The sequence below is a fragment of the Collinsella sp. CLA-AP-H1 genome, from assembly GCF_040092945.1.
GTDB lineage: Bacteria > Actinomycetota > Coriobacteriia > Coriobacteriales > Coriobacteriaceae > Collinsella.
Window position 1 is genome coordinate 1 of sequence record NZ_JBBNKO010000020.1, and the last position, 18,749, is coordinate 18,749.

16 protein-coding genes and 2 tRNA genes are annotated in these 18,749 nt (G+C 60.6%); 2 read left to right on the top strand and 16 right to left on the bottom strand.

The window, feature by feature from the left end:
- The 3 genes from AAAV44_RS09115 to gltB form a co-directional block, all read right to left on the bottom strand.
- A partial coding sequence (locus tag AAAV44_RS09115; protein ID WP_349115385.1) for a hypothetical protein occupies positions 1-181 on the bottom strand: 181 nt, incomplete at its 3' end.
- A gap of 353 nt (positions 182-534) precedes the next feature.
- Positions 535-2,016, bottom strand: coding sequence for a glutamate synthase subunit beta (locus AAAV44_RS09120; protein WP_349115386.1), 1,482 nt, complete (start codon positions 2,014-2,016; stop codon positions 535-537).
- Positions 2,017-2,021: 5 nt separating this feature from the next.
- The gene (gene gltB / locus AAAV44_RS09125) at positions 2,022-6,719 is read right to left on the bottom strand and encodes a glutamate synthase large subunit (RefSeq protein ID WP_349115387.1); all 4,698 of its coding nucleotides are present in this window, start codon (positions 6,717-6,719) and stop codon (positions 2,022-2,024) included.
- A gap of 521 nt (positions 6,720-7,240) precedes the next feature.
- On the opposite strand from gltB, the gene AAAV44_RS09130 reads away from it, so the two are divergent.
- Positions 7,241-8,497, top strand: coding sequence for an Nramp family divalent metal transporter (locus tag AAAV44_RS09130; protein WP_349115388.1), 1,257 nt, complete (start codon positions 7,241-7,243; stop codon positions 8,495-8,497).
- Positions 8,498-8,805: 308 nt separating this feature from the next.
- Here AAAV44_RS09130 and AAAV44_RS09135 read toward each other — a convergent pair whose 3' ends face one another.
- From AAAV44_RS09135 to AAAV44_RS09160, 6 genes are all read right to left on the bottom strand, one after another.
- Positions 8,806-8,949, bottom strand: a complete 144-nt coding sequence (locus AAAV44_RS09135) for a rubredoxin-like domain-containing protein (RefSeq protein ID WP_349115389.1) — start codon at positions 8,947-8,949, stop codon at positions 8,806-8,808.
- Positions 8,950-9,037: 88 nt separating this feature from the next.
- Positions 9,038-9,541 (bottom strand): flavin reductase family protein, encoded by a 504-nt coding sequence (locus AAAV44_RS09140; protein WP_346963766.1) that lies wholly within the window; start codon positions 9,539-9,541, stop codon positions 9,038-9,040.
- 206 nt (positions 9,542-9,747) lie between these two features.
- Positions 9,748-10,218 carry an SsrA-binding protein SmpB gene (smpB, locus tag AAAV44_RS09145; RefSeq protein ID WP_006235325.1) on the bottom strand — a complete coding sequence of 157 codons (471 nt, stop codon included), beginning with the start codon at positions 10,216-10,218 and terminating at the stop codon, positions 9,748-9,750.
- Positions 10,208-11,125, bottom strand: a complete 918-nt coding sequence (locus tag AAAV44_RS09150; RefSeq protein WP_349115390.1) for a hypothetical protein — start codon at positions 11,123-11,125, stop codon at positions 10,208-10,210. Before AAAV44_RS09150 ends, smpB begins: the two co-directional genes overlap by 11 nt.
- Positions 11,126-11,219: 94 nt before the next feature.
- A tRNA-Glu gene (locus AAAV44_RS09155) sits at positions 11,220-11,296 on the bottom strand.
- A gap of 17 nt (positions 11,297-11,313) precedes the next feature.
- Positions 11,314-11,387 (bottom strand) — tRNA-Gln (locus AAAV44_RS09160).
- Positions 11,388-11,663: 276 nt separating this feature from the next.
- Here AAAV44_RS09160 and AAAV44_RS09165 point away from each other — a divergent pair.
- Complete coding sequence (locus AAAV44_RS09165) at positions 11,664-12,074, top strand: hypothetical protein (protein ID WP_349115391.1); 411 nt, start codon at positions 11,664-11,666, stop codon at positions 12,072-12,074.
- A 196-nt stretch (positions 12,075-12,270) separates the two neighbouring features.
- Here AAAV44_RS09165 and AAAV44_RS09170 read toward each other — a convergent pair whose 3' ends face one another.
- The 7 genes from AAAV44_RS09170 to AAAV44_RS09200 all read right to left on the bottom strand — a co-directional run bounded on the left by AAAV44_RS09170 (position 12,271) and on the right by AAAV44_RS09200 (position 18,662).
- A complete protein-coding gene (locus AAAV44_RS09170) occupies positions 12,271-12,630 on the bottom strand; it encodes an arsenate reductase family protein (RefSeq protein WP_118226386.1) in 360 nt (119 codons plus the stop codon).
- A gap of 92 nt (positions 12,631-12,722) precedes the next feature.
- The gene (locus AAAV44_RS09175; protein ID WP_349115392.1) at positions 12,723-13,775 is read right to left on the bottom strand and encodes a MupG family TIM beta-alpha barrel fold protein; all 1,053 of its coding nucleotides are present in this window, start codon (positions 13,773-13,775) and stop codon (positions 12,723-12,725) included.
- Positions 13,776-13,892: 117 nt separating this feature from the next.
- Complete coding sequence (locus AAAV44_RS09180; RefSeq protein WP_117757888.1) at positions 13,893-15,323, bottom strand: PTS transporter subunit EIIC; 1,431 nt, start codon at positions 15,321-15,323, stop codon at positions 13,893-13,895.
- A 57-nt stretch (positions 15,324-15,380) separates the two neighbouring features.
- Positions 15,381-16,304: an N-acetylmuramic acid 6-phosphate etherase gene (gene murQ / locus AAAV44_RS09185; RefSeq protein ID WP_055310377.1), complete on the bottom strand. Its 924-nt coding sequence runs from the start codon at positions 16,302-16,304 to the stop codon at positions 15,381-15,383.
- A gap of 10 nt (positions 16,305-16,314) precedes the next feature.
- Positions 16,315-17,166: a MurR/RpiR family transcriptional regulator gene (locus AAAV44_RS09190; RefSeq protein ID WP_055310345.1), complete on the bottom strand. Its 852-nt coding sequence runs from the start codon at positions 17,164-17,166 to the stop codon at positions 16,315-16,317.
- A gap of 204 nt (positions 17,167-17,370) precedes the next feature.
- On the bottom strand, positions 17,371-17,952 hold the full coding sequence (locus AAAV44_RS09195; RefSeq protein WP_349115393.1) for a VanZ family protein: 582 nt from the start codon (positions 17,950-17,952) through the stop codon (positions 17,371-17,373).
- Between the two features lie 104 nt (positions 17,953-18,056).
- Complete coding sequence (locus AAAV44_RS09200; RefSeq protein ID WP_138340470.1) at positions 18,057-18,662, bottom strand: recombinase family protein; 606 nt, start codon at positions 18,660-18,662, stop codon at positions 18,057-18,059.
- Between the last annotated feature and the right edge of the window lie 87 nt (positions 18,663-18,749).

Sequence of the window (18,749 nt, forward strand, 5' to 3'; positions counted from 1 at the left end):
GCCTTTCGTTTTGCGAAGGCTCGGTGCAATAGCCGAGCCATGGGTCGACAATGATCTCGAACTGTTCGCGCGCCGGCTCCAAAAACTGGAACTTCCGCAGCATCCAAAAATGGGCCATGTCGGCAATATCGTTGCCGACGGCTTCGGCCAGATGCGCTCGGTCTAAAACGTGGTCAGTCACGGCATCCTCCTCAAACTGATGAACCTCAATTTGAGCTTACGAGGAGGCTGGGCAGCCACTGTCAACACGGACAAAATAGGCCTCCGGCTGCAAACCAACTGCTGACCAAACACTTGACGGGATGCTTGATCGAAAATGCGCACCGCAACAAAACCGCAGGTAAACATAGACCTCCAACCCGCTCTTTTGAGCCAGATGCCCGTAGCCACCACAGAAACAACAGGTGACCACAGCCCAAGAAGTCGACAAATGAACACCCGTACGTCGACAAACGAGCAAATCGGTCGCAAAGAGTGTCCCCAACGACTAGACAAAAAATGACTAGTCATTGGGGACGTTCTTAAATGACTACTTTACAGCTCCAGCGCGTCGGCGACTTCGGCAGCGCAGGCCAGGGCGTCGGCCATGGCGTTCACCACGAGCGAGCTGCCGTTGCGAGCGTCACCGGCAACATACACCGGCGCGGCATCCGCGGCGACGCCGTCGACACGCGCCGCAAGGTGCGAGCCCTCGGCAGCCATCACCGGCAGCGGACGACCAGCGGTGGCAACAGGCACGCCAACGGCGTCGAACACGCCATGCTCGGGACCCGTAAAGCCGCAGGCGATGAGCACCAGCTGGGCCGGCACCTCGTGCTCGGAGCCCGCGATGCGCTCGGGCTTGCCAGCCGACCAATCCAGATCGACCACGCGCAGGCCCGCGGCCGCGCCCTTCTTGTCCAGCAGCACCTCGAGCGTATCCACGCCCCAAGCGCGCATCTCGCCGCCCATGGCAGCGATGGCCTCCTGCTGGCCGTAATCGGTCTTCTTCACGTTGGGCCACTGCGGCCAGGGGTTGCTCGCCGCGCGCGCATCAGGCGCCGCCGGCAAAAACTCAAACTGGCGCACGCTGCGCGCACCCTGACGTACCGCGGTGCCCACGCAGTCGTTACCGGTATCGCCGCCGCCAATGACCACGACGTCCAGGCCGTGTGCATCGACGACAGGCTCGCCGCCATCGAGCACCGAGACGGTCGAAGCCGTCAGGTAGTCCACGGCATACACCACGCCCGGGGCATCAATGTTCGCAGCCGAAAGCCCACGCGGAGCACGGGCGCCGGCAGCCACCACGACGGCGTCAAAGTCGTCGAGCTTGGCGGTAACCTTGGGATCGCTCACGTCAGCACCCAGCTCGAACACAATGCCCAGCTCGCGCATAAGTGTCACGCGACGCTCGACCACGGACTTCTCGAGCTTCATGTTGGGAATGCCGTACATGAGCAGGCCGCCCGGGCGGTCGTCACGCTCAAACACCGTCACGCGCGCGCCGCGACGCGCAAGTTCCCATGCAGCCACCAGGCCAGCCGGGCCAGAGCCAATCACAGCGACCGTGGGCGCATCCTCCCCTGCCGGCTCAAAGCGGCGCGGGCCGCCGTTGGCCCACTCATGGTCGCTGATCGCGCGCTCGTTATCGTGAATCGTCGTGGGCTGGCCGTCGACCGAACCCAGGTTGCACGCGGCCTCGCACAGCGCCGGGCACACGCGGCTCGTGAACTCGGGCATGGGCGAGGTGAGCGACAGACGCTCGGCAGCCTCGTCCCAGCGGCCGCGATACACTAGCTCGTTCCACTCGGGAATCAGGTTGTGCAGCGGACAGCCACTCGGACGCGCCTTGCCAAAGCTCGCGCCCATCTGACAAAACGCCACACCGCACATCATGCAGCGGCTCGCCTGGGCGCGACGTGCGTCGTCATCGAGCTCCACGTACAGCGGATCGAAATCGCGGCTGCGCTCCTCCACGGGGCGAAGCTCGTGGGTCACGCGATCGATATCAAGAAAAGCACCGGGCTTACCCATGGCACTTACGCCTCCTTCTTGGTCGAAGCAACAGAGCTGGCGGCGGCGGGCACAGCGCCAGCGACACCACCCGCCACATCAAAGCGAGCGACATCGGCGGCGTCGGCGCGACCGGTCACAATGTCAAACGCCAGCTCCTCGGCCTGCTCATGCGTCTTGCCGACGGCCTCGGCGGCGGCGACAATCGCCAGCACGCGCTCGTACTCGGTCGGAATGACCTTCACAAAGTGCTTGCTCATCGTCTCAAAGCTGTAGAGCAGCTTAATGCCGCGCGGGCTCTGCGTCGCGTCCACGTGCTCCTGGATGAGCGCACGAATCTGCGCCAGCTCACCGGCCGTCGGGGCTTTAAGCTCAACGCTCTCGTGGTTCACACGGGCATCGAGCGTGCCGTACTGGTCAAAGACGTAAGCCACGCCGCCCGTCATGCCGGCGGCAAAGTTCTGCCCGACCTCGCCCAGGATGAGCGCCAGACCGCCCGTCATGTACTCGCAGCCATGGTTGCCGCAGCCCTCGACCACCACCGTGGCACCGGAGTTGCGCACGGCAAAACGCTGGCCGGCAAGACCGTTAATGAAGCCGCGGCCGCTCGTGGCGCCAAAGAACGCAACGTTGCCCACGATGATGTTCTCGTCGAACTTGTAGGTCGCATGCGGGTTGGGGCGCACCGATACCTCGCCGCCCGAAAGGCCCTTGCCAAAGTAATCGTTGGCGTCGCCGCACACGTTGAGCGTAATGCCGCGCGGCAGAAAGGCGCCAAAGCTCTGACCGGCCGAACCATCGCAATCGATGGTGATGGAGCCGGCGGGCAGGCCCTCGGGATGCGCCTTGGTCACCGCGTTGCCCAGGATGGTGCCCACGCAGCGGTTGACGTTGGCGATATCGGCGCGGAAGCGAATCGGGCGCAGGTGCGCACGGGCATCGGCCGTATAGGGCACAAACAACGTGGAGTCGAGCGTCTTGTCGAGCTCGCTGTCGGCAGCCATCTGCGGCAGGAAGTGACGGCCGTCGGCACCCGGGATATGGGCACCGAACTCGCAGGTCGCGCTCGCCAGCACGGGCGACAGATCGAGCAGGTTGGCCTTGCGGTTGCCCGGGACCTCAATCTGGCGCAGGCACTCGGGATGGCCGACCATCTCGTCGACGGTGCGGAAGCCCAGGCTCGCCATGACCTCACGCAGCTGCTCGGCAACAAAGAGCATAAAGTGCTCGACGTGCTCGGGCTTGCCGCGGAAGCCGCGACGCAGGCGACAGTTTTGCGTGGCAATGCCGGCCGGGCAGGTATCCTGCTGGCAGTCGCGCTGCATGAGGCAGCCCATGGAGATGAGCGGCATGGTCGCAAAGCCAAACTCCTCGGCACCCAGCAGGCAGGCGACGGCGACATCGGTACCGTCCATGAGCTTGCCGTCGGCCTCGAGCACCACGCGAGAGCGCAGGCCGTTTTGCAGCAGCGTCTGCTGGGCCTCGGCAAGACCGAGCTCCAGCGGCAGACCCGCGTGCCAGATAGAGTCGCGCGCAGCGGCACCCGAGCCGCCGTTGTGGCCGCTGATCAAGATCTTGTCGGCGGCACCCTTGGCCACACCGGTGGCGATGGTGCCGACGCCGGCCTCGCTGACCAGCTTGACCGACACGCGTGCGCCAGGGTTGGCGTTCTTAAGATCGAAGATAAGCTCCGCCAGGTCCTCGATGGAGTAGATGTCGTGGTGCGGCGGAGGCGAGATCAGGCCGATGCCGGGCGTGGACTGACGGACCTCGGCGATCCAGGGGTAGACCTTCTTGCCGGGCAGGTGGCCGCCCTCGCCGGGCTTGGCGCCCTGGGCCATCTTGATCTGAATCTCGAAGGCGCTGCACAGGTAGCGGCTCGTCACGCCAAAGCGCGCGCTTGCCACCTGCTTGATGGCGGAATTCTTGGAGTCACCGTTAGCCAGCGGGGTCTCGCGACGCGGGTCCTCGCCGCCCTCGCCCGAGTTGGAACGGCCGTGCAGGCGGTTCATGGCGATGGCCATGCACTCGTGTGCTTCCTTGCTGATGGAGCCGTACGACATGGCGCCGGTGTTAAAGCGGCGGACGATGTTGAGCGCGGGCTCCACCTCGTCGAGTGCCACCGGGGTGCGACCGTTGGCATTAAAGTCCAGCAGGTCACGCAGGCGCACGGCACGGCCGGTGCAGTGCAGGCGGGCGCTGTACTCCTTAAAGGTGTCGTAGCTGTCCTCACGGCAGGCGGTCTGCAGCAGGTAGACGGTCTGCGGGTCGATAAGGTGATCCTCGCCGCCGAGCGGGCGCCACTTGGTCAGGCCCAACGTGGACAGTTGATCGGGAGCCGGGCTCTTAAGGATAGCGAGCGCGGCGTCGTAGCGCTCGTTTTGCTCGCGCTCGACGTCCTCGACACCCATACCGCCCACACGGCTCACCGTGCCGGCGAAGTACGCGTTGACGAACTCCGGCATAAAGCCCACGGCCTCGAAGATCTGCGCCGAATGGTAGCTCTGCACCGTGGAGATGCCCATCTTGGACATGATGGAGACGATGCCCGCCGTCGCGGCCTTGTTGTAGTTGGCGATGCCCTGCTCGGCCGTCACGCCCAGATCGCCGCGTGCCGCCAGATCGCGGATGCACGCATGCGCGTTGTACGGATAGACGCCGCTCGCGGAGTAGCCCACCAGCGCCGCAAAGTCGTGCGGGGACACGGCGTCACCACACTCCACCACGATGTCGGCAAAGGTACGCACGCCGGCGCGGATCAGGTGGTTGTGCACGCAGCCCACGGCGAGCAGCGACGGCACGGGCACCTCGCCCGCCCCGGCGCGATCGCTCAGCACCACGATGTTCACGCCGTCGCGGACCGCAGTCTCGACGTCCTCGGCAAGCTGCTTGAGCGCAGCCTGCAGCGCGCCCTCGCCGGCGTCGCGGCGGTACACGGCACAGAAACGGCGGGTCTTAAAGCCCACGCGGTCGATGGCGCAGATACGCTCGAACTCCTCCTCGCTCAGCAGCGGACGCTCCAAGCGCACCAGCTGGCAGGCCGTGCGGGAATCCTCGAGCAGGTTGCCGTGGTTGCCCAGGTAGAGCGTGGTCGAGGTGACCATATGCTCGCGCAGGGCATCGATCGGCGGGTTCGTGACCTGGGCGAACAGCTGATAGAAGTAGTCGAAGAACGAGCGCGTCTTCTTGGACAGGCAGGCCAGCGGCGCATCGATACCCATCGAGGCGAGCGGCGCCTTGCCCTGCTGGGCCATGGGACGCACGACTTCGTCAACATCATCCCAGTGATACCCGAGCCTGGCCATGCGCACGGCGGCGGGCACCTCGGTATCCTCGGCGGGCGTGGGCGCGACGGGCTTGTCGAGCGCGTCGACGGTCAGCGTCTCCTCGGCGATCCAGTCGCGATAGGGCTTTTCCTTGGCGTAACGGGCGCGCAGCTCGTCGTTGTAGATGACGCGGCCGCGGGCAAAATCGACCTCGAGCATCTGGCCCGGTCCCAGACAGCCGCTCGTCAGGATGTTCTCGGGGCTCACCTCGATGGTGCCCACCTCGCTTGCCAGCATAAAGCGACCGTCGCGCGTCACGTAGTAGCGGGCGGGACGCAGGCCGTTACGGTCGAGGGCGGCACCCAGCGTGCGACCGTCGGTAAAGGCGATGGCCGCCGGGCCATCCCACGGCTCCATGAGCATTGACTGGTAGGCGTCGTAGGCGCGGCGCTCCTCGCTCAGACTGTCATTGTGGTCCCACGGCTCGGGCAGCAGCATGGATGCGGCACGCGTGAGCGGACGGCCGTTCATGACCAGGAACTCAAGCACATTGTCCAGAATCGCGGAGTCGGAACCCTCGCGGTTGATGATGGGCATCACGCGCTCAAGATCGTGCTGCAGCACGGGGCTGTACAGGTTGGGTTCGCGGGCGCGAATCCAGTTGACGTTACCCTTGAGGGTGTTGATCTCGCCGTTGTGGATGATAAAGCGGTTGGGATGTGCACGCTCCCAGCTGGGCGTGGTATTGGTGGAGTAGCGCGAGTGGACGAGCGCCACGGCTGTCTTGACGGCGGCGTCGTTGAGGTCGATGAAGAAGCGGCGCATCTGCGTGGCGACCAGCATGCCCTTGTACACGATAGTGCGCGAGCTCATGGAGCACACGTAGAAGATCTTGTCGCGCAGGGCAAACTCGGCATCGGCCTTCTTCTCGATGGTGCGGCGGCACACATACAGACGGCGCTCGAAGGCATCACCGGCGGGCGTGTCGTCCGGTCGGCCCAGGAAGGCCTGAAGGATAGTGGGCATGCAGGCGCGGGCTGTCTCGCCCAGGTCGTGCGGGTCGACCGGCACCTCGCGCCAAAAGAGCAGCGGCACGCCAGCCTCGGCGCAGCCCTCCTCAAACACGCGGCGGGCATCCTCTACGCCCTTGTCGTCCTGCGGGAAGAACAGCATGGCCACGCCATAGTCGCCCACTGCCGGCAGAATCTGGCCGCACTTTTGGGCCTCTTTACGGAAAAAGTGATGCGGAACCTGGAACAGAATGCCAGCGCCGTCGCCGGTGTTCTTCTCGAGTCCCGTACCGCCGCGGTGCTCCAAGTTGACCAGAATGGACAGCGCGTCGTCCAGAATCTGGTGATGGCGCTCACCGTTGATATCGGCAAGCGCGCCGATGCCACATGCATCGTGGTCGAATTCGGGGCGATAAAGGCCCTGCTGCTGAGCGGAATCTGCCTGCATCGCGATCCTCCCCTAGATATTAGACAGTCAGTTGAATAGGCATACTAGGAGCATCGCCGACCCGTTGTGTTTCCCGCCCGTTTCGAAACAATCGCGTAACGCGCGCCCTACGAGTGGACACCGCCGACCTCAAGGACGACAACAAGGGCCCCAAGTTCGGCCTGTAAGCTCACCGCTTCAAACATCTCAATCTGTAACAGGAGGAGCCGATTTTGGCGCTTAGATGTTACAGGTTGAGATTTTCTGCAGGACAGTTTTGGTTTGTCTCGATCTGTAACACGAAGGGCCGGTTTTTGCAGCTAACTGTTACAGATCGAGATTTTCCATAGGACCATTTCTTCCTGTCTCGATCTGTAACACCTAGACCCAATTTCCATCCTTAGTTGTTACAGATCAAGACATTTCGGTAATCCCCTTTCACCATCCTATTCAAATACAATTATTTTGTTAGTCTTGTTTAACTTTTAGCATAAAACGGGTATCCTTTGCGGCGTCAAGCAAACGGCACGCAGGAGCTCACCATGCTCAACCATCTCAAACATCATTTTGGCTCCCGACGCACCGGCGGTCACGGAGGCCTAGACATTGCGCGGCATATCGGCCCCGGGCTGCTCGTGACCGTCGGCTTTATCGACCCGGGCAACTGGGCCTCCAATATGGCCGCAGGCTCACAGTTTGGCTACGCGCTGCTATGGATCGTCACGCTGTCCACGATTATGCTGATCGTCTTGCAGCACAACGCGGCGCACCTGGGCATCGCCACGGGCGCCTGCCTTGCCGAGGCCACGACCCGCTTTCTCCCCCGCTTCGTTGGGCGCACGGTGCTCGCCAGTGCCTATCTCGCGACCATCGCCACCGCCATGGCCGAAGTCCTGGGTGGCGCGATTGCCCTTCAAATGCTCTTTGGGCTGCCCGTGCGCGCGGGCTGCGTCATCGTGGCGGCGGCATCGTTGGCGATGCTCATGACGAACTCCTACAAGCGTGCCGAACGCTGGATCATCGCCTTCGTCGGCGTGGTAGGGCTCTCGTTTTTGGCCGAGCTTGCACTAGTCAAGGTCGACTGGCCGCAAGCCGCCGCAAGCTGGATCACGCCCAGTATGCCCACCGGCTCGGCCGCGATTATCGTTAGTGTCCTGGGTGCGGTCGTTATGCCCCACAACCTCTTTCTACACTCCGAGGTCATCCAATCCATGCACTTCGAAGGCCAAGGCGAGCAGGTTATCGAGGAACGTCTGCGCTACGAGCTCTTCGACACGCTCTTTTCGATGGGCGTGGGCTGGGCGATCAACTCGGCCATGGTCATCCTGGCCGCAACGACCTTCTTTGCGCACGGCATTGTCGTAGACGACCTCGCTGTCGCAGCGGCCACGCTCTCCCCCATCTTGGGCCCGGCAAGCTCGACCATCTTTGCGGTAGCGCTGCTGTTCGCGGGACTATCGAGCAGCGTGACAGCGGGCATGGCGGCGGGAACCATCACCGCGGGCATGTTCGACGAGGAATACGACATCCACGACCGACATTCCTCAATCGGGGTAGCGGCCTGTTTCGCCGGCGCAGTGGCGGCGTGCCTGGTCGTCCCAAATCCTTTTGAAGGTCTCATCTGGAGTCAGGCACTGCTGTCGCTCCAGCTGCCGGTTACGGTCTTTGTGCTCATACGACTCACCAGTTCACGCCGCGTCATGGGCAAATATGCCAATTCACGCCCGCTCAACGCGTTGCTCGTAGGGATCGGCGCCATCGTGACGATTCTCGATGTCGTGTTGTTGACAGGGATGTAATGGGACGGGGCACCTACCCAGGCAAACGTCTCGATCTGTAACATCTAGACCCGCTTTTGATGTCTAGATGTTACAGATCGAGATCATTCCGAGGGATAGCTCCGTTTGTCTCAATCTGTAACACGTAGACCCCGTTTTCACTGTTAGATGTTACAGATTAAGACAAACGGTCGGCCGGACTCACAACAGACTGGATCGGCTAACAGCAGCCGTGATCCCTTGAGGACGGAGGAAAAGGGCCCCGGCCGGATATCCGACCGGGGCCCTTGGACAGAGCTCTGTATGGCTAATCGTCGTGTGTCTACGAGCTACTCCTCGACAAGCTCAAACTCATCGGGACCAACGCCGCACACCGGGCACACGTAATCCTCGGGCAGCTCGGGCGTGTCGACCTCAACCTCGTAACCGCAAACGGTGCACACAAACTTATACGTCTTCTTCTCCTCGGTCATGGTGTTCTCCTCTCGAACGTGACTGCTGGTGTACTTACTTATTAGTATATATTCTCAATAATATAATGCAAGTATTTTTAGAACATTTCTAGCCTTGATACGACGAGGCTTTGGGCGGCGTCTTGCCCTTTAGCACCTTGTGATAGTAGTCGTACGTCAGCGGCGTCTCGTCGCTCAGGCGCTCGGCATCCTCGACCTCGCCAATAAACAGCAGATGCGTGCCCACATCCACAGTGTCGATCAAACGGCAGCTAAACAGGGCCGCCGCGTGCTCGGGCACATAGGGCATGCCCAGAGCCGTCTCGCGGGTCTCGTATTTGGCAAACTTGTCATAATCGCTGCTGGTGCGGAACCCAAAGTTACCGATGTAGAGCATGTCGGCGGTCTGATCGATCACGGTCAGCGCGAACGCTTTGGCCGATGCGATGACGCCCGAGGTGACATTGTCCTTGTTCACGGCAACCGAAATGCGCGGCGGGGCGGACGTCACCTGCACCGCTGTGTTGATAACGCAGCCGGCGCGCAGCCCGTCGGCCGCGGCGCTCACCACATACAGGCCGCTCGGCATCGTAAAGAACGCAGTTTTGTCCATAACGATCACTCCCCTAGCTCGGGTTGGAACCTCATGAATGTATGTACCCACAAAAAAGGCGGCACCCATAACGGACGCCGCCTTTGAGACATATGTGTCAGAACAGTAAGAAAGATGAGACGCCCGCAGTTGCGGTGAAATAGGGACTGAATAGCCCCTCAAACAGGCAAAACAGTCCGTATTCCACCGCAACTTATACAGAGTGCCTAGCGGTTGCGTTCCTTAAGGGCGCGGTCGATCTCGCGTTGGACATCACGCTTGGCCATGTCCTCGCGCTTGTCGTAGAGCTTCTTGCCGCGACCCAGACCCAGCAGCAGCTTTACGCGGCCGTCCGTATTAAAGTAGAGCTCCAATGGAACCAGCGCATAACCACGGTTGCGAAGTTTGCCGTCAAGAAAGTCGATCTCCTTGCGGTGCAGCAGCAGACGACGCCGACGATCGGGATCGCGATTCCACACGCCACCATGGCTATAAGGGTGGATATGCAGGCCGACGAGCCAGCACTCCCCGCCGCGGATCAGCGCGAAGGTATCGGTGATCTGGCAGGCGCGCTCGCGAATCGACTTGACCTCGGTGCCGCTCAGTTCAATGCCGCATTCGAACGTCTCATCGATAAAGTACTCGTGATGTGCCGAGCGATTCTTGGAAATGAGCTTGCGCTCGCGCTTACTGGGCATCGCCGGCCTCCTTGGCGCCATCGGCGTTTGAGCCCGCAGCCTCGCGCTTTGCCTTGTGCTCGGCATTGAGCTCGGCATCGCTCTCGCGCACCAGTTTGATAATCGCCGCGCAGGCCTCCTCGCCCACCAAGTCGCGAGCACGCACCGTCAGGCGCGTCGCCTCCTGCTTGTCGCCGTCGCTTGCAGCATCGGTCGCACACATGATCAGGCAGATGGCAATCTCGGCCGAAGGCGAGGTCGGCACGCCCTGCAGGGCGAGCTCACCCATCACATGGTCGTCGCTCTCATCAGCGGCATCCGGATAGGTGGTATGGATCTTGTTGAGCAGGCGCGTCGTATGCGCATCGTTGGGCGCCAGGCGCAGCGCCAGACGCGCGCAGCCCACGGCAGCCGAAACGTTCTCGGTCTCGGGCTCCAAGAAGTACTGACCTAGATTGGCGTAAGCGCGGGCGGCGCACTTGCCATCGCTTGCACGCTCCAGCACCGAGAACGAGAGCGATGCCCATTCCTGCTTGTCCTCGAGTGCACGGAACAGCTCGGCCAAATCCAAGCGATAGTTGCAGTTCATGGGGTCCCAACGCACAGCCTGCATCAGGGCATTACGAGCGCTTACATAATCCTGCTGGCGAATGTAGGCAAACGCCATGTCAGAGTACAGGCGGTCAAACGGCACCTCGACCTGCACGAGCTCGCGCGGATCCTTCTCCACGCGGCGATAGGCCAAGCGCTCAAACTTGCTATCGAAGCTAAAGTATTGGCGCTTCTCCTCCGTCTTGCACTCAGCGTCGATATACTCCTCGGCGAGCTCCACCAGACGCTCCAGCAGCGGCGTCGCCGTAGCCAGGTCGCCCTGCGCCAGATAGTTCTCGGCATACGTGATGTCTTGCAAGCTGATGGGCAGATCCATGGCTACTCCTCGATCTGAGCGAAACACGGCAGGCGCCGTATATACGGTCAATACACAAAACCCGGGTCTCTTACGAGGCCCGGGCGTTCAATTTTGGTAGCCCGTACCAGATTCGAACTGGTGATCTCCGCCTTGAGAGGGCGGCGTCCTAAACCGCTAGACGAACGGGCCATATGTAGCAAATGCAATGGCTGGGATGGAGGGAGTCGAACCCCCATTGACGGAACCAGAATCCGCTGTCCTGCCATTAGACGACATCCCAATGACTGCATCGCTGCGCTCGGCTGTGCCTTTGCGCAAGAAAGAAATATACGGGAAGTCTCGCCGTGACGCAAGCCCCAATTTTGACTTTTTTGAAATTCAGTCAAATTGGCCTAATTTAGTCCAACCCATGAAGGACCTGTGAAGCCGACCGCTGTACACGAGGAGCAAAACGCCGCGAGCGGTAGCCGTCAACCGTTGGCAGATTCTACCGCGAAAACGATAGCACCAGGCAACACAATCGAAGTATCAATGATCGCGTAGATATCGAGGCGCCATGGACGAAGAGCTTGATTACCTATGGGAGACCCTGGGCCTCGAGATCACTGCCGACCTTTGGCCCGAACGGGACAAAATCCATCCCACACTGCGCCCCGCCATTACTGTGGTGCAGGCAAAATACCGCCGTGCATCCTTTTTGATCATGCGGATGTCATGGCACGCGGGACTACCCGACCTTAAGCGAATCCAGGCAAGTCTCGTCGAGCTGTCCGGTATGCCGACCGTCATATCCGAGGCGCACCTGGAGCAGCGCCAGCGCGAGCGACTGCGACAGCAGCGGATTCCCTTTATCTGCCCCGGCGTTCAGGCATATCTGCCCTTTATGGACGAGGAGTACTGGAGCGGCAAGCCCAACAAACACGTAAAGGTCTACGATCCGCACGAATGGGCACAGCTGGCGGACTGACTGGGGCAGGCCCGCCGGCGGAAAGTGCGTCCCAGATTTCAAGCTCAAACTGGTCCCCACTTTCCCGTTGAGCCCTCAACCGGAAACCGTGTCCCGCAATCGAAGCTCAGAATGGGACGTGCTTTCCGCAACCGGCCACTTTGGGAAAGTGCATCCCATTCTGGAAGCGAATTCCGGGACGCACTTTCCGCAGCCGCTACAGCAACGCCTCGGCCCAAGCCGATTCCCTAAAGCCGGGAATCGCAAAGTCGTCGCCCACCAGCAGCGGACGCTTGACCAGCATGCCGTCGGTCGCCAGCAGCTCGTAGCACTCCCGATCCGTCATGCCCGCATCCAGACGCGCCTTCAGGCCCAGCTCTCGATATTTCATGCCCGACGAATTAAAGAAACGCCGCACCGGCAGCCCCGAACGAGCAATCCAGGTCGCAAGCTCATCAGCCGTGGGATTGTCCAAAACGATATCGCGGTCGATGTACTCTACCCCATGTTCGTCCAGCCATGCCTTGGCCTTCTTACAGGTCGAGCACTTGGGATATTCAACAAACAGTACGGTCATGGGAATCCTCCGAATATAGATCGGCCAACGCAGGCACACGCCACACAAGGCGCCTTCGTATGATGGGCCAATTGTAGCCCGCGGGTCACACGTTAAACGAACCGTACCCCGAATCCGCGCTTGATAAACGGCAGCAGTTCCATTGCCTCGGGCGTGATATGGCCCGCAACGTTCATGCGCTCGTCACCGGGAAGATCGACCCGCGCAATCTCAAGCTCGCCTTCGTAGCGCCCATATCCGCTATTGCTCACAGCGATCGACCCCGCCTTTCGCGGCAGGCCGGCTCCGGCATCCGTCGGCACGGAATCCGGCTTAAGCGTCGTACGTGACTCCTGAGACCTAAAGATGAGGACACTCGAGTCGGGCCGGTCGTGATGAATCTGCCCGCGCACATAGGCATAACCGGGCTCAAGCTCGCATTGCAGGTCCACGTATCCGGCGGAAACTTGAGCAAACTGCGCCCAGCCCGCATCGGAAAGATCGGGGTCGCCGACCAACACAATGTCGCAATCGGCGCCATGTGCAAGCTCAAGCATATTGAGAGCAACCTTTGACGCGCGACCGCGCTGCGCCTCGACCGTCGGCAGTCCCTCGAATACCGGCCCGCGAACGTTAGCATCACCCGGCACAAAAGCCATGATTTCGAATCCAAGCGCCGCAAGACGAAGATTCACCCGAGCAATGTCCTCCAGAGCTAAACCGGTATAAGGCTTGGGGTAAAAATTGTGACAGGCGGCAAAACGAGTCACATCGGCACCGGCCTCACGCCACGATGCGATTTCATCAGAACTCACCGTCGATGCATTGACCACAATGCGAAATACACCGGACAGCTCCGCGACCCGCTGGGCGCTAAAGCCATAGTCCAAACGAAGGTATTCCAACCCCAGATCGCGCAGGTCCTCAATGCGCTCAAGCCCGAGCAAATCGCACGTGCGAGGCCCCACATCGGCAATGAGCGCAATGCCGCGGGCGGAAAGCAGCGACAGCACATGACGGACCTTATCGGCATACGCCGCTCCCCCATCCTCGGGAATATGCAGCGAGGTGAACGCATAGCGCGCACCCGCCGCGGCACCACGCTCAATCGTCCGCTCAATATCCTGCAGAGGGCTGGAAAGATAAATCGAAATACCCGTTTTCACGCTTCAACGCTCCTTTAAAAAAGGCCGGCGGAGCAGCTAGCCCCGCCGGCACAACCATAACATCAAGAAATCTGCCGCGCGCCGCGAACCCCGAGCAACACGGCTCGCGATATCAAACTACTCGCCAAAGAACTCGTTGATCTTCTGCTCGTCGACGCCGAAGAACCACGTCAGGACAAAGCCGGCGGCATAGGCAAGCAGCATAGCGGCAACGTAGCCGAGCTGCTGGCCAGGAACGACGATCAGCAGGCCAAACAGACCGGAAACGCCCTGAGAAACCGTGCCGATGTGAAGCAGCGCCGCGAGCGCGCCGCCAAATCCGGCACCCAGGCAGGCCGTCACAAACGGACGAACGAGCGGCAGCGTAACAGCATACATCAGAGGCTCGCCCACACCCAGGATTCCAACGGGAATGGACTCTGCGACGTACTTCTTGAGCTTGGCGTTCTTGGTCTTAAAGTACAGCGCCAAACCGGCACCGACCTGGCCGCCGCCAGCCATCATAAGGATGGGAAGCAGGTAATTGATACCCTTGGTAGCGCCGTCGGGATCGTTGAGCATAGCGTGGATCGGCGTGAGCGCCTGATGCAGGCCGACGGACACCAGCGGCAAGAAGCCTGCCGACAGGATATAGCCGCCCAGGACGCCCAGCTTCTCGAAGATAAAGGTCAAAACGCTAAAGATGGCAGTCGTCAGCCATGCGCCAACCGGCTGGATGACGAGCATCAGAGCAAAGGCGCCGATGATGAGCACCAGCAGCGGGGACAAGAACGTGTCGAGTGCGTTGGGCATAACCTTGCGAATCTGACGCTCCATCCAGGCAAAAAATGCGCCAGCGATGAGAGCCGCGATCATGCCGCCCGCTGCGGGGTTGTACTGCGCACTGGTGAGCGGCAGCAGAATGGCAGTGGCAGGATCAGCCGCGCCAGGCGCAAGCAGGGGCATGGCACTGTTGGCGATACACATCATGCCGGCGATGCCGCCCAGCGCAGCGGAGCCACCAAACTCACGTGCCGCGTTATAGCCCACCAAAATGGGCAGATAGGCAAACAGGGCCCAGCCCATGGAACGAATGCCCTGGTACCACCACTCGCCTGCAAGCGCGCCTGCCGTCGAGACGTTAATGACGTTGCAGATACCGTTGATGAGGCCAGCCGCAATGATGCCGGGAAGCAGGGCGACGAAGACATTGGAAATCTTCTTGAGGAAGGCCTGAACCGGCTTAGACTCGTACTTGGCCTTCTGCGCGGCCTTGTTTGTGGCCGCAGCGTCAACCACGCTCTCGTCAGCAACGCCTTTCGCAAGGCCGGTGAGCTTGGAGAACTCCTCGAGCACCTTATTCACCTTGCCCGGACCCAGCACGATCTGCATCGTGTCGTCCTCGACCAGGCCCATCACGCCGTCGAGCGCCTTAATACCCTCCGTGTCGACGTTGCCCGTGTCTTTGACGGTCACGCGCAGGCGCGTCATGCACGCCGCGTTTGCGAGCACGTTGTCTTTACCGCCCAAAAGGTCCAGCAGCTTTTGAGCCAGCTCTTTGTTCGTCATAACTCCTCCTTGTATTGGGTATCTCGTCTGGATGTCATATCAGCTCACGCCGCACACCTATTGGGCATCGGCATTGCTTTTCTCATGGCCACTCACCGCAGCACGGACATGGCCTCGCGCCCGCTCAAGAGCTACCGTAGCCTGCTCGGCATCGCAGTCCAGCAGTACCGAGACAATAGCGGTTTTTACGTGGCCGCCGGCATCTGCAAGCGCCTGAACAGCGCGCTCGCGCGTGCAGCCGGTCGCCTCCATCACGATGTTCTGGCCGCGCACCACCAACTTCTCGTTCGTCTGCTGCACATCGACCATCAGGTTTTGGTATACCTTGCCGATCTTGACCATGGCACCGGTCGAAATCATGTTGAGAATGAGCTTTTGAACCGTTCCCGCCTTGAGCCTCGTTGAGCCGGTCAGCACCTCGGGACCGGGCACGGGCTCAATGGCAAGATCTGCGCTCTCCCCGATCTTCGACCCTTGGTTGCAGGCAATTGCAATGGTCTTGCACCCAGTTGCCTTGGCGTACGCAAGGCCGCCCACCACATAAGGAGTACGGCCGCTTGCCGCCAGGCCAACGACAAGATCCTTGTCCGAGAGTCCACGCTCTCGCAGGTCGTTCGCGCCAAGCTCATCGCTGTCTTCGGCACCTTCGACAGCCTTGATAAACGCCGTCTCGCCTCCGGCAATGAGCCCGACAATCAGATCGGGTGACACGCCAAACGTGGGCGGACACTCCGAAGCGTCGAGTACGCCCAGACGACCGCTGGTGCCTGCGCCCATGTAAAAGACGCGCCCGCCGCGCTCGAGTGCCTCAGCAGCCCAGTCGATTGCTGTGGCAACCTGGGGTAACACTTTCGTGACCGACTGGACGGCACGAAGATCCTCATCGTTCATCGTCGTGACGATTTGCAGCGATGTCATCGTATCGAGGTCCATTGACCTTTGATTACGCTGTTCGGTCGTGAATTTTGTTAAATCGAGCATTTCATTCACCTCATCTTTCCTGTTTCTCGATGTAGTTTTGCTTAATGACATGCGTCGCCCGTTCGTAGTCGCTGGCAACGTAAGCAGCGTACAGGGCATCGACAACCATAAGCTGGGCCATACGCGAAGCCATGGCACCGCTGCGGACCAAGGGTTCACTCGCAGCGACGCCGAGCACGGCATCGGCCATGGTGGCAAGCTTGGATGATCCATCTACTTTGGTAACGGCCACAACGGGACAGTTGTGACGTTGAGCCTCGGCGGTGCAATCCAGCACCTCTTGCGTCAAGCCCGAGTAGCTAAAGGCGATTGCCATATCGCCCTCATGCATGTTCTTGGCACATAAGAGCTGATCATGCCAGTCGTCGTACAGATGGCACTCTTTGTCGACACGCATGAGCTTTTGCGCCAGGTCGTGCGCGACCAAACGAGAGGCACCAATACCGAACAGATTGACCGCGCGCGCCCGCTTAAGACGGGCCGCGCATCGCTCCAAGACGGTGTAATCGAGCGTTCGCGCCGTCGCCTCGATCGTGCGCACGTTGCTTTTCATCACCTTCCCCACGATACGTTCGACGCTGTCATCCATGGAGATGTCCTCGAGGGCTACGTCTTTCTTGTCACCTAAGAGCGCCAGCTCGGCAATCAGTTCGCGCTGGAACTCCTTGTAGCCCGCAAAACCCAAACGCTTGCAAAAGCGCAAAATGCTCGAGGGCGAGGAGAACGTGACATCGGCAAGACCGCGGACGGACAGCCCGACCACCTCGTGCGGATGAGCGCTTACATATGCGATGACATTGCGTTCCGCCGGGCTCGCGCTGAGCTCACGCTCGCGAAGCCGCAAAAGCAATCCGTTTGCCATCTCAAACACCTCCGTTGAGAAGAATTAAAGACCAACGAACGATTCGTACCGGATACAAACAGCTTTTGCGGTACATTGTGCCGCATCGTGGCGCACAAAGGGCGAGCGTTCTACCGCTCGCCCCTCAAATCCGACCGCTCGGAAATACGCGCGACACAAAATAATTCAACGAGGTTGCATTATCAGAAACGAGTTTGTTACCGGCTAGCGCCTCGCATGGGCGCCGATCGGCCGAGTCGCATGGCGCACCAACGCCGCTGCCAGCAATACCAATAGCATGGCGGTGACATAGCCCGCAGCATCGAATCCTAAATCGATAACGTCGAAATGCCTGCCGGGAACAAAAATCTTATGCACCTGATCGCCAACGGAGCAGGCGGCGCAAAAGAGCAATACGGGCACGCAACGGGAGCATACGCTCCACGGACGCCTGGAAAGGCAAACCACGACCACGGAGGCGAATAATCCGACGAAGAAAAACTCTACGGTATGGGCAACGCGACGGACGTTTGTGCCCACCCACATGCGAATGGAAGCAAGTCGGCCAGACCGGACATTCGAGGCAGCCGAATCGGCGCCCCCGGTCATTCCGTTCTCTGTCTGGGCTTCACCCGTGGCATCAGCAGCCTGAACGCCCGTAGCCTGACCCTCCACCACACGCGCGGTGGACTCGCTCAGCAACGACGTCTCCACCGCATTTTGCTCCGTCAGCACCCAGATGCCCGCCAGCGTTGCAACGAACAGAACAATTGCGGTCCATCCGATTATTTGTTTTACGCGCGCCAAGGGCCAACCTCCTTTTTTGAATATCAGCGAGTGTAGCCCCAAATGGCATCGTCACCGTATCAAAATTTGAATCGCAACAGGAAGCGACAAAGCGACGCAAACCCCTACCCCGCCTCGCGCATCCAGCGATCGAACGTCCCCACGCACACGCCCAGGCACTTTGCTGCCTGGCTGCGGGTAATATCGCCTGCCTCATAGCTATCGCGCACCAGCTCAAACTGAGGAGGGCACGGCTTGCGAGGTCGACCGAAACGAACCCCTCGCGCCCGCGCCGCTGCAATTCCCTCCGCCTGGCGCCGATGGATATTCTCGCGCTCCACCTGCGCCACGTAGCTCAGCAGTTGCAGCACAATATCGGCAATCAGGGTGTTGGTCACATCCGGCGCGCCGCTGGCCCTAGCGCGCGTGTCAAGCAATGGCATGTCCAACACCACAATGGCAACCCCGAGCTCCTTGGTAATGCGTCGCCATTCCTCAAGAATCTCGGAGTAATTACGACCAAGTCGGTCGATAGAAAGCACCACCAGCACGTCCCCGTCTCCCAGGACGTGCAACAGCTCGCGATAATGCGGTCGATCGAAGTCCTTGCCGCTCGCATGGTCGGCATAAATATTCGCTGAGCCCACGCCATAGGCGCCCAGCGCATCCAGCTGCCGATTCAGATTCTGATCGCGCGAACTCACCCGCGCATACCCGTACACCGTCGCCATCTCATCCCCGCTTTCTTGTAAACCTGCCAAAAGGGACAGGTTTATTTTGGTAGGTTTTACCTCTCAAATAGCAGGTAAGCGGGCGGC

Bases quoted from the DNA above. Each gene is read 5' to 3' on its own strand.
- AAAV44_RS09120 (WP_349115386.1), bottom strand. From the start codon at position 2,016: ATGGGTAAGCCCGGTGCTTTTCTTGATATCGATCGCGTGACCCACGAG.
- gltB (WP_349115387.1), bottom strand. From the start codon at position 6,719: ATGCAGGCAGATTCCGCTCAGCAGCAGGGCCTTTATCGCCCCGAATTC.
- AAAV44_RS09130 (WP_349115388.1), top strand. From the start codon at position 7,241: ATGCTCAACCATCTCAAACATCATTTTGGCTCCCGACGCACCGGCGGT.
- AAAV44_RS09135 (WP_349115389.1), bottom strand. From the start codon at position 8,949: ATGACCGAGGAGAAGAAGACGTATAAGTTTGTGTGCACCGTTTGCGGT.
- AAAV44_RS09140 (WP_346963766.1), bottom strand. From the start codon at position 9,541: ATGGACAAAACTGCGTTCTTTACGATGCCGAGCGGCCTGTATGTGGTG.
- smpB (WP_006235325.1), bottom strand. From the start codon at position 10,218: ATGCCCAGTAAGCGCGAGCGCAAGCTCATTTCCAAGAATCGCTCGGCA.
- AAAV44_RS09150 (WP_349115390.1), bottom strand. From the start codon at position 11,125: ATGGATCTGCCCATCAGCTTGCAAGACATCACGTATGCCGAGAACTAT.
- AAAV44_RS09165 (WP_349115391.1), top strand. From the start codon at position 11,664: ATGGACGAAGAGCTTGATTACCTATGGGAGACCCTGGGCCTCGAGATC.
- AAAV44_RS09170 (WP_118226386.1), bottom strand. From the start codon at position 12,630: ATGACCGTACTGTTTGTTGAATATCCCAAGTGCTCGACCTGTAAGAAG.
- AAAV44_RS09180 (WP_117757888.1), bottom strand. From the start codon at position 15,323: ATGACGAACAAAGAGCTGGCTCAAAAGCTGCTGGACCTTTTGGGCGGT.
- murQ (WP_055310377.1), bottom strand. From the start codon at position 16,304: ATGCTCGATTTAACAAAATTCACGACCGAACAGCGTAATCAAAGGTCA.
- AAAV44_RS09190 (WP_055310345.1), bottom strand. From the start codon at position 17,166: ATGGCAAACGGATTGCTTTTGCGGCTTCGCGAGCGTGAGCTCAGCGCG.
- AAAV44_RS09200 (WP_138340470.1), bottom strand. From the start codon at position 18,662: ATGGCGACGGTGTACGGGTATGCGCGGGTGAGTTCGCGCGATCAGAAT.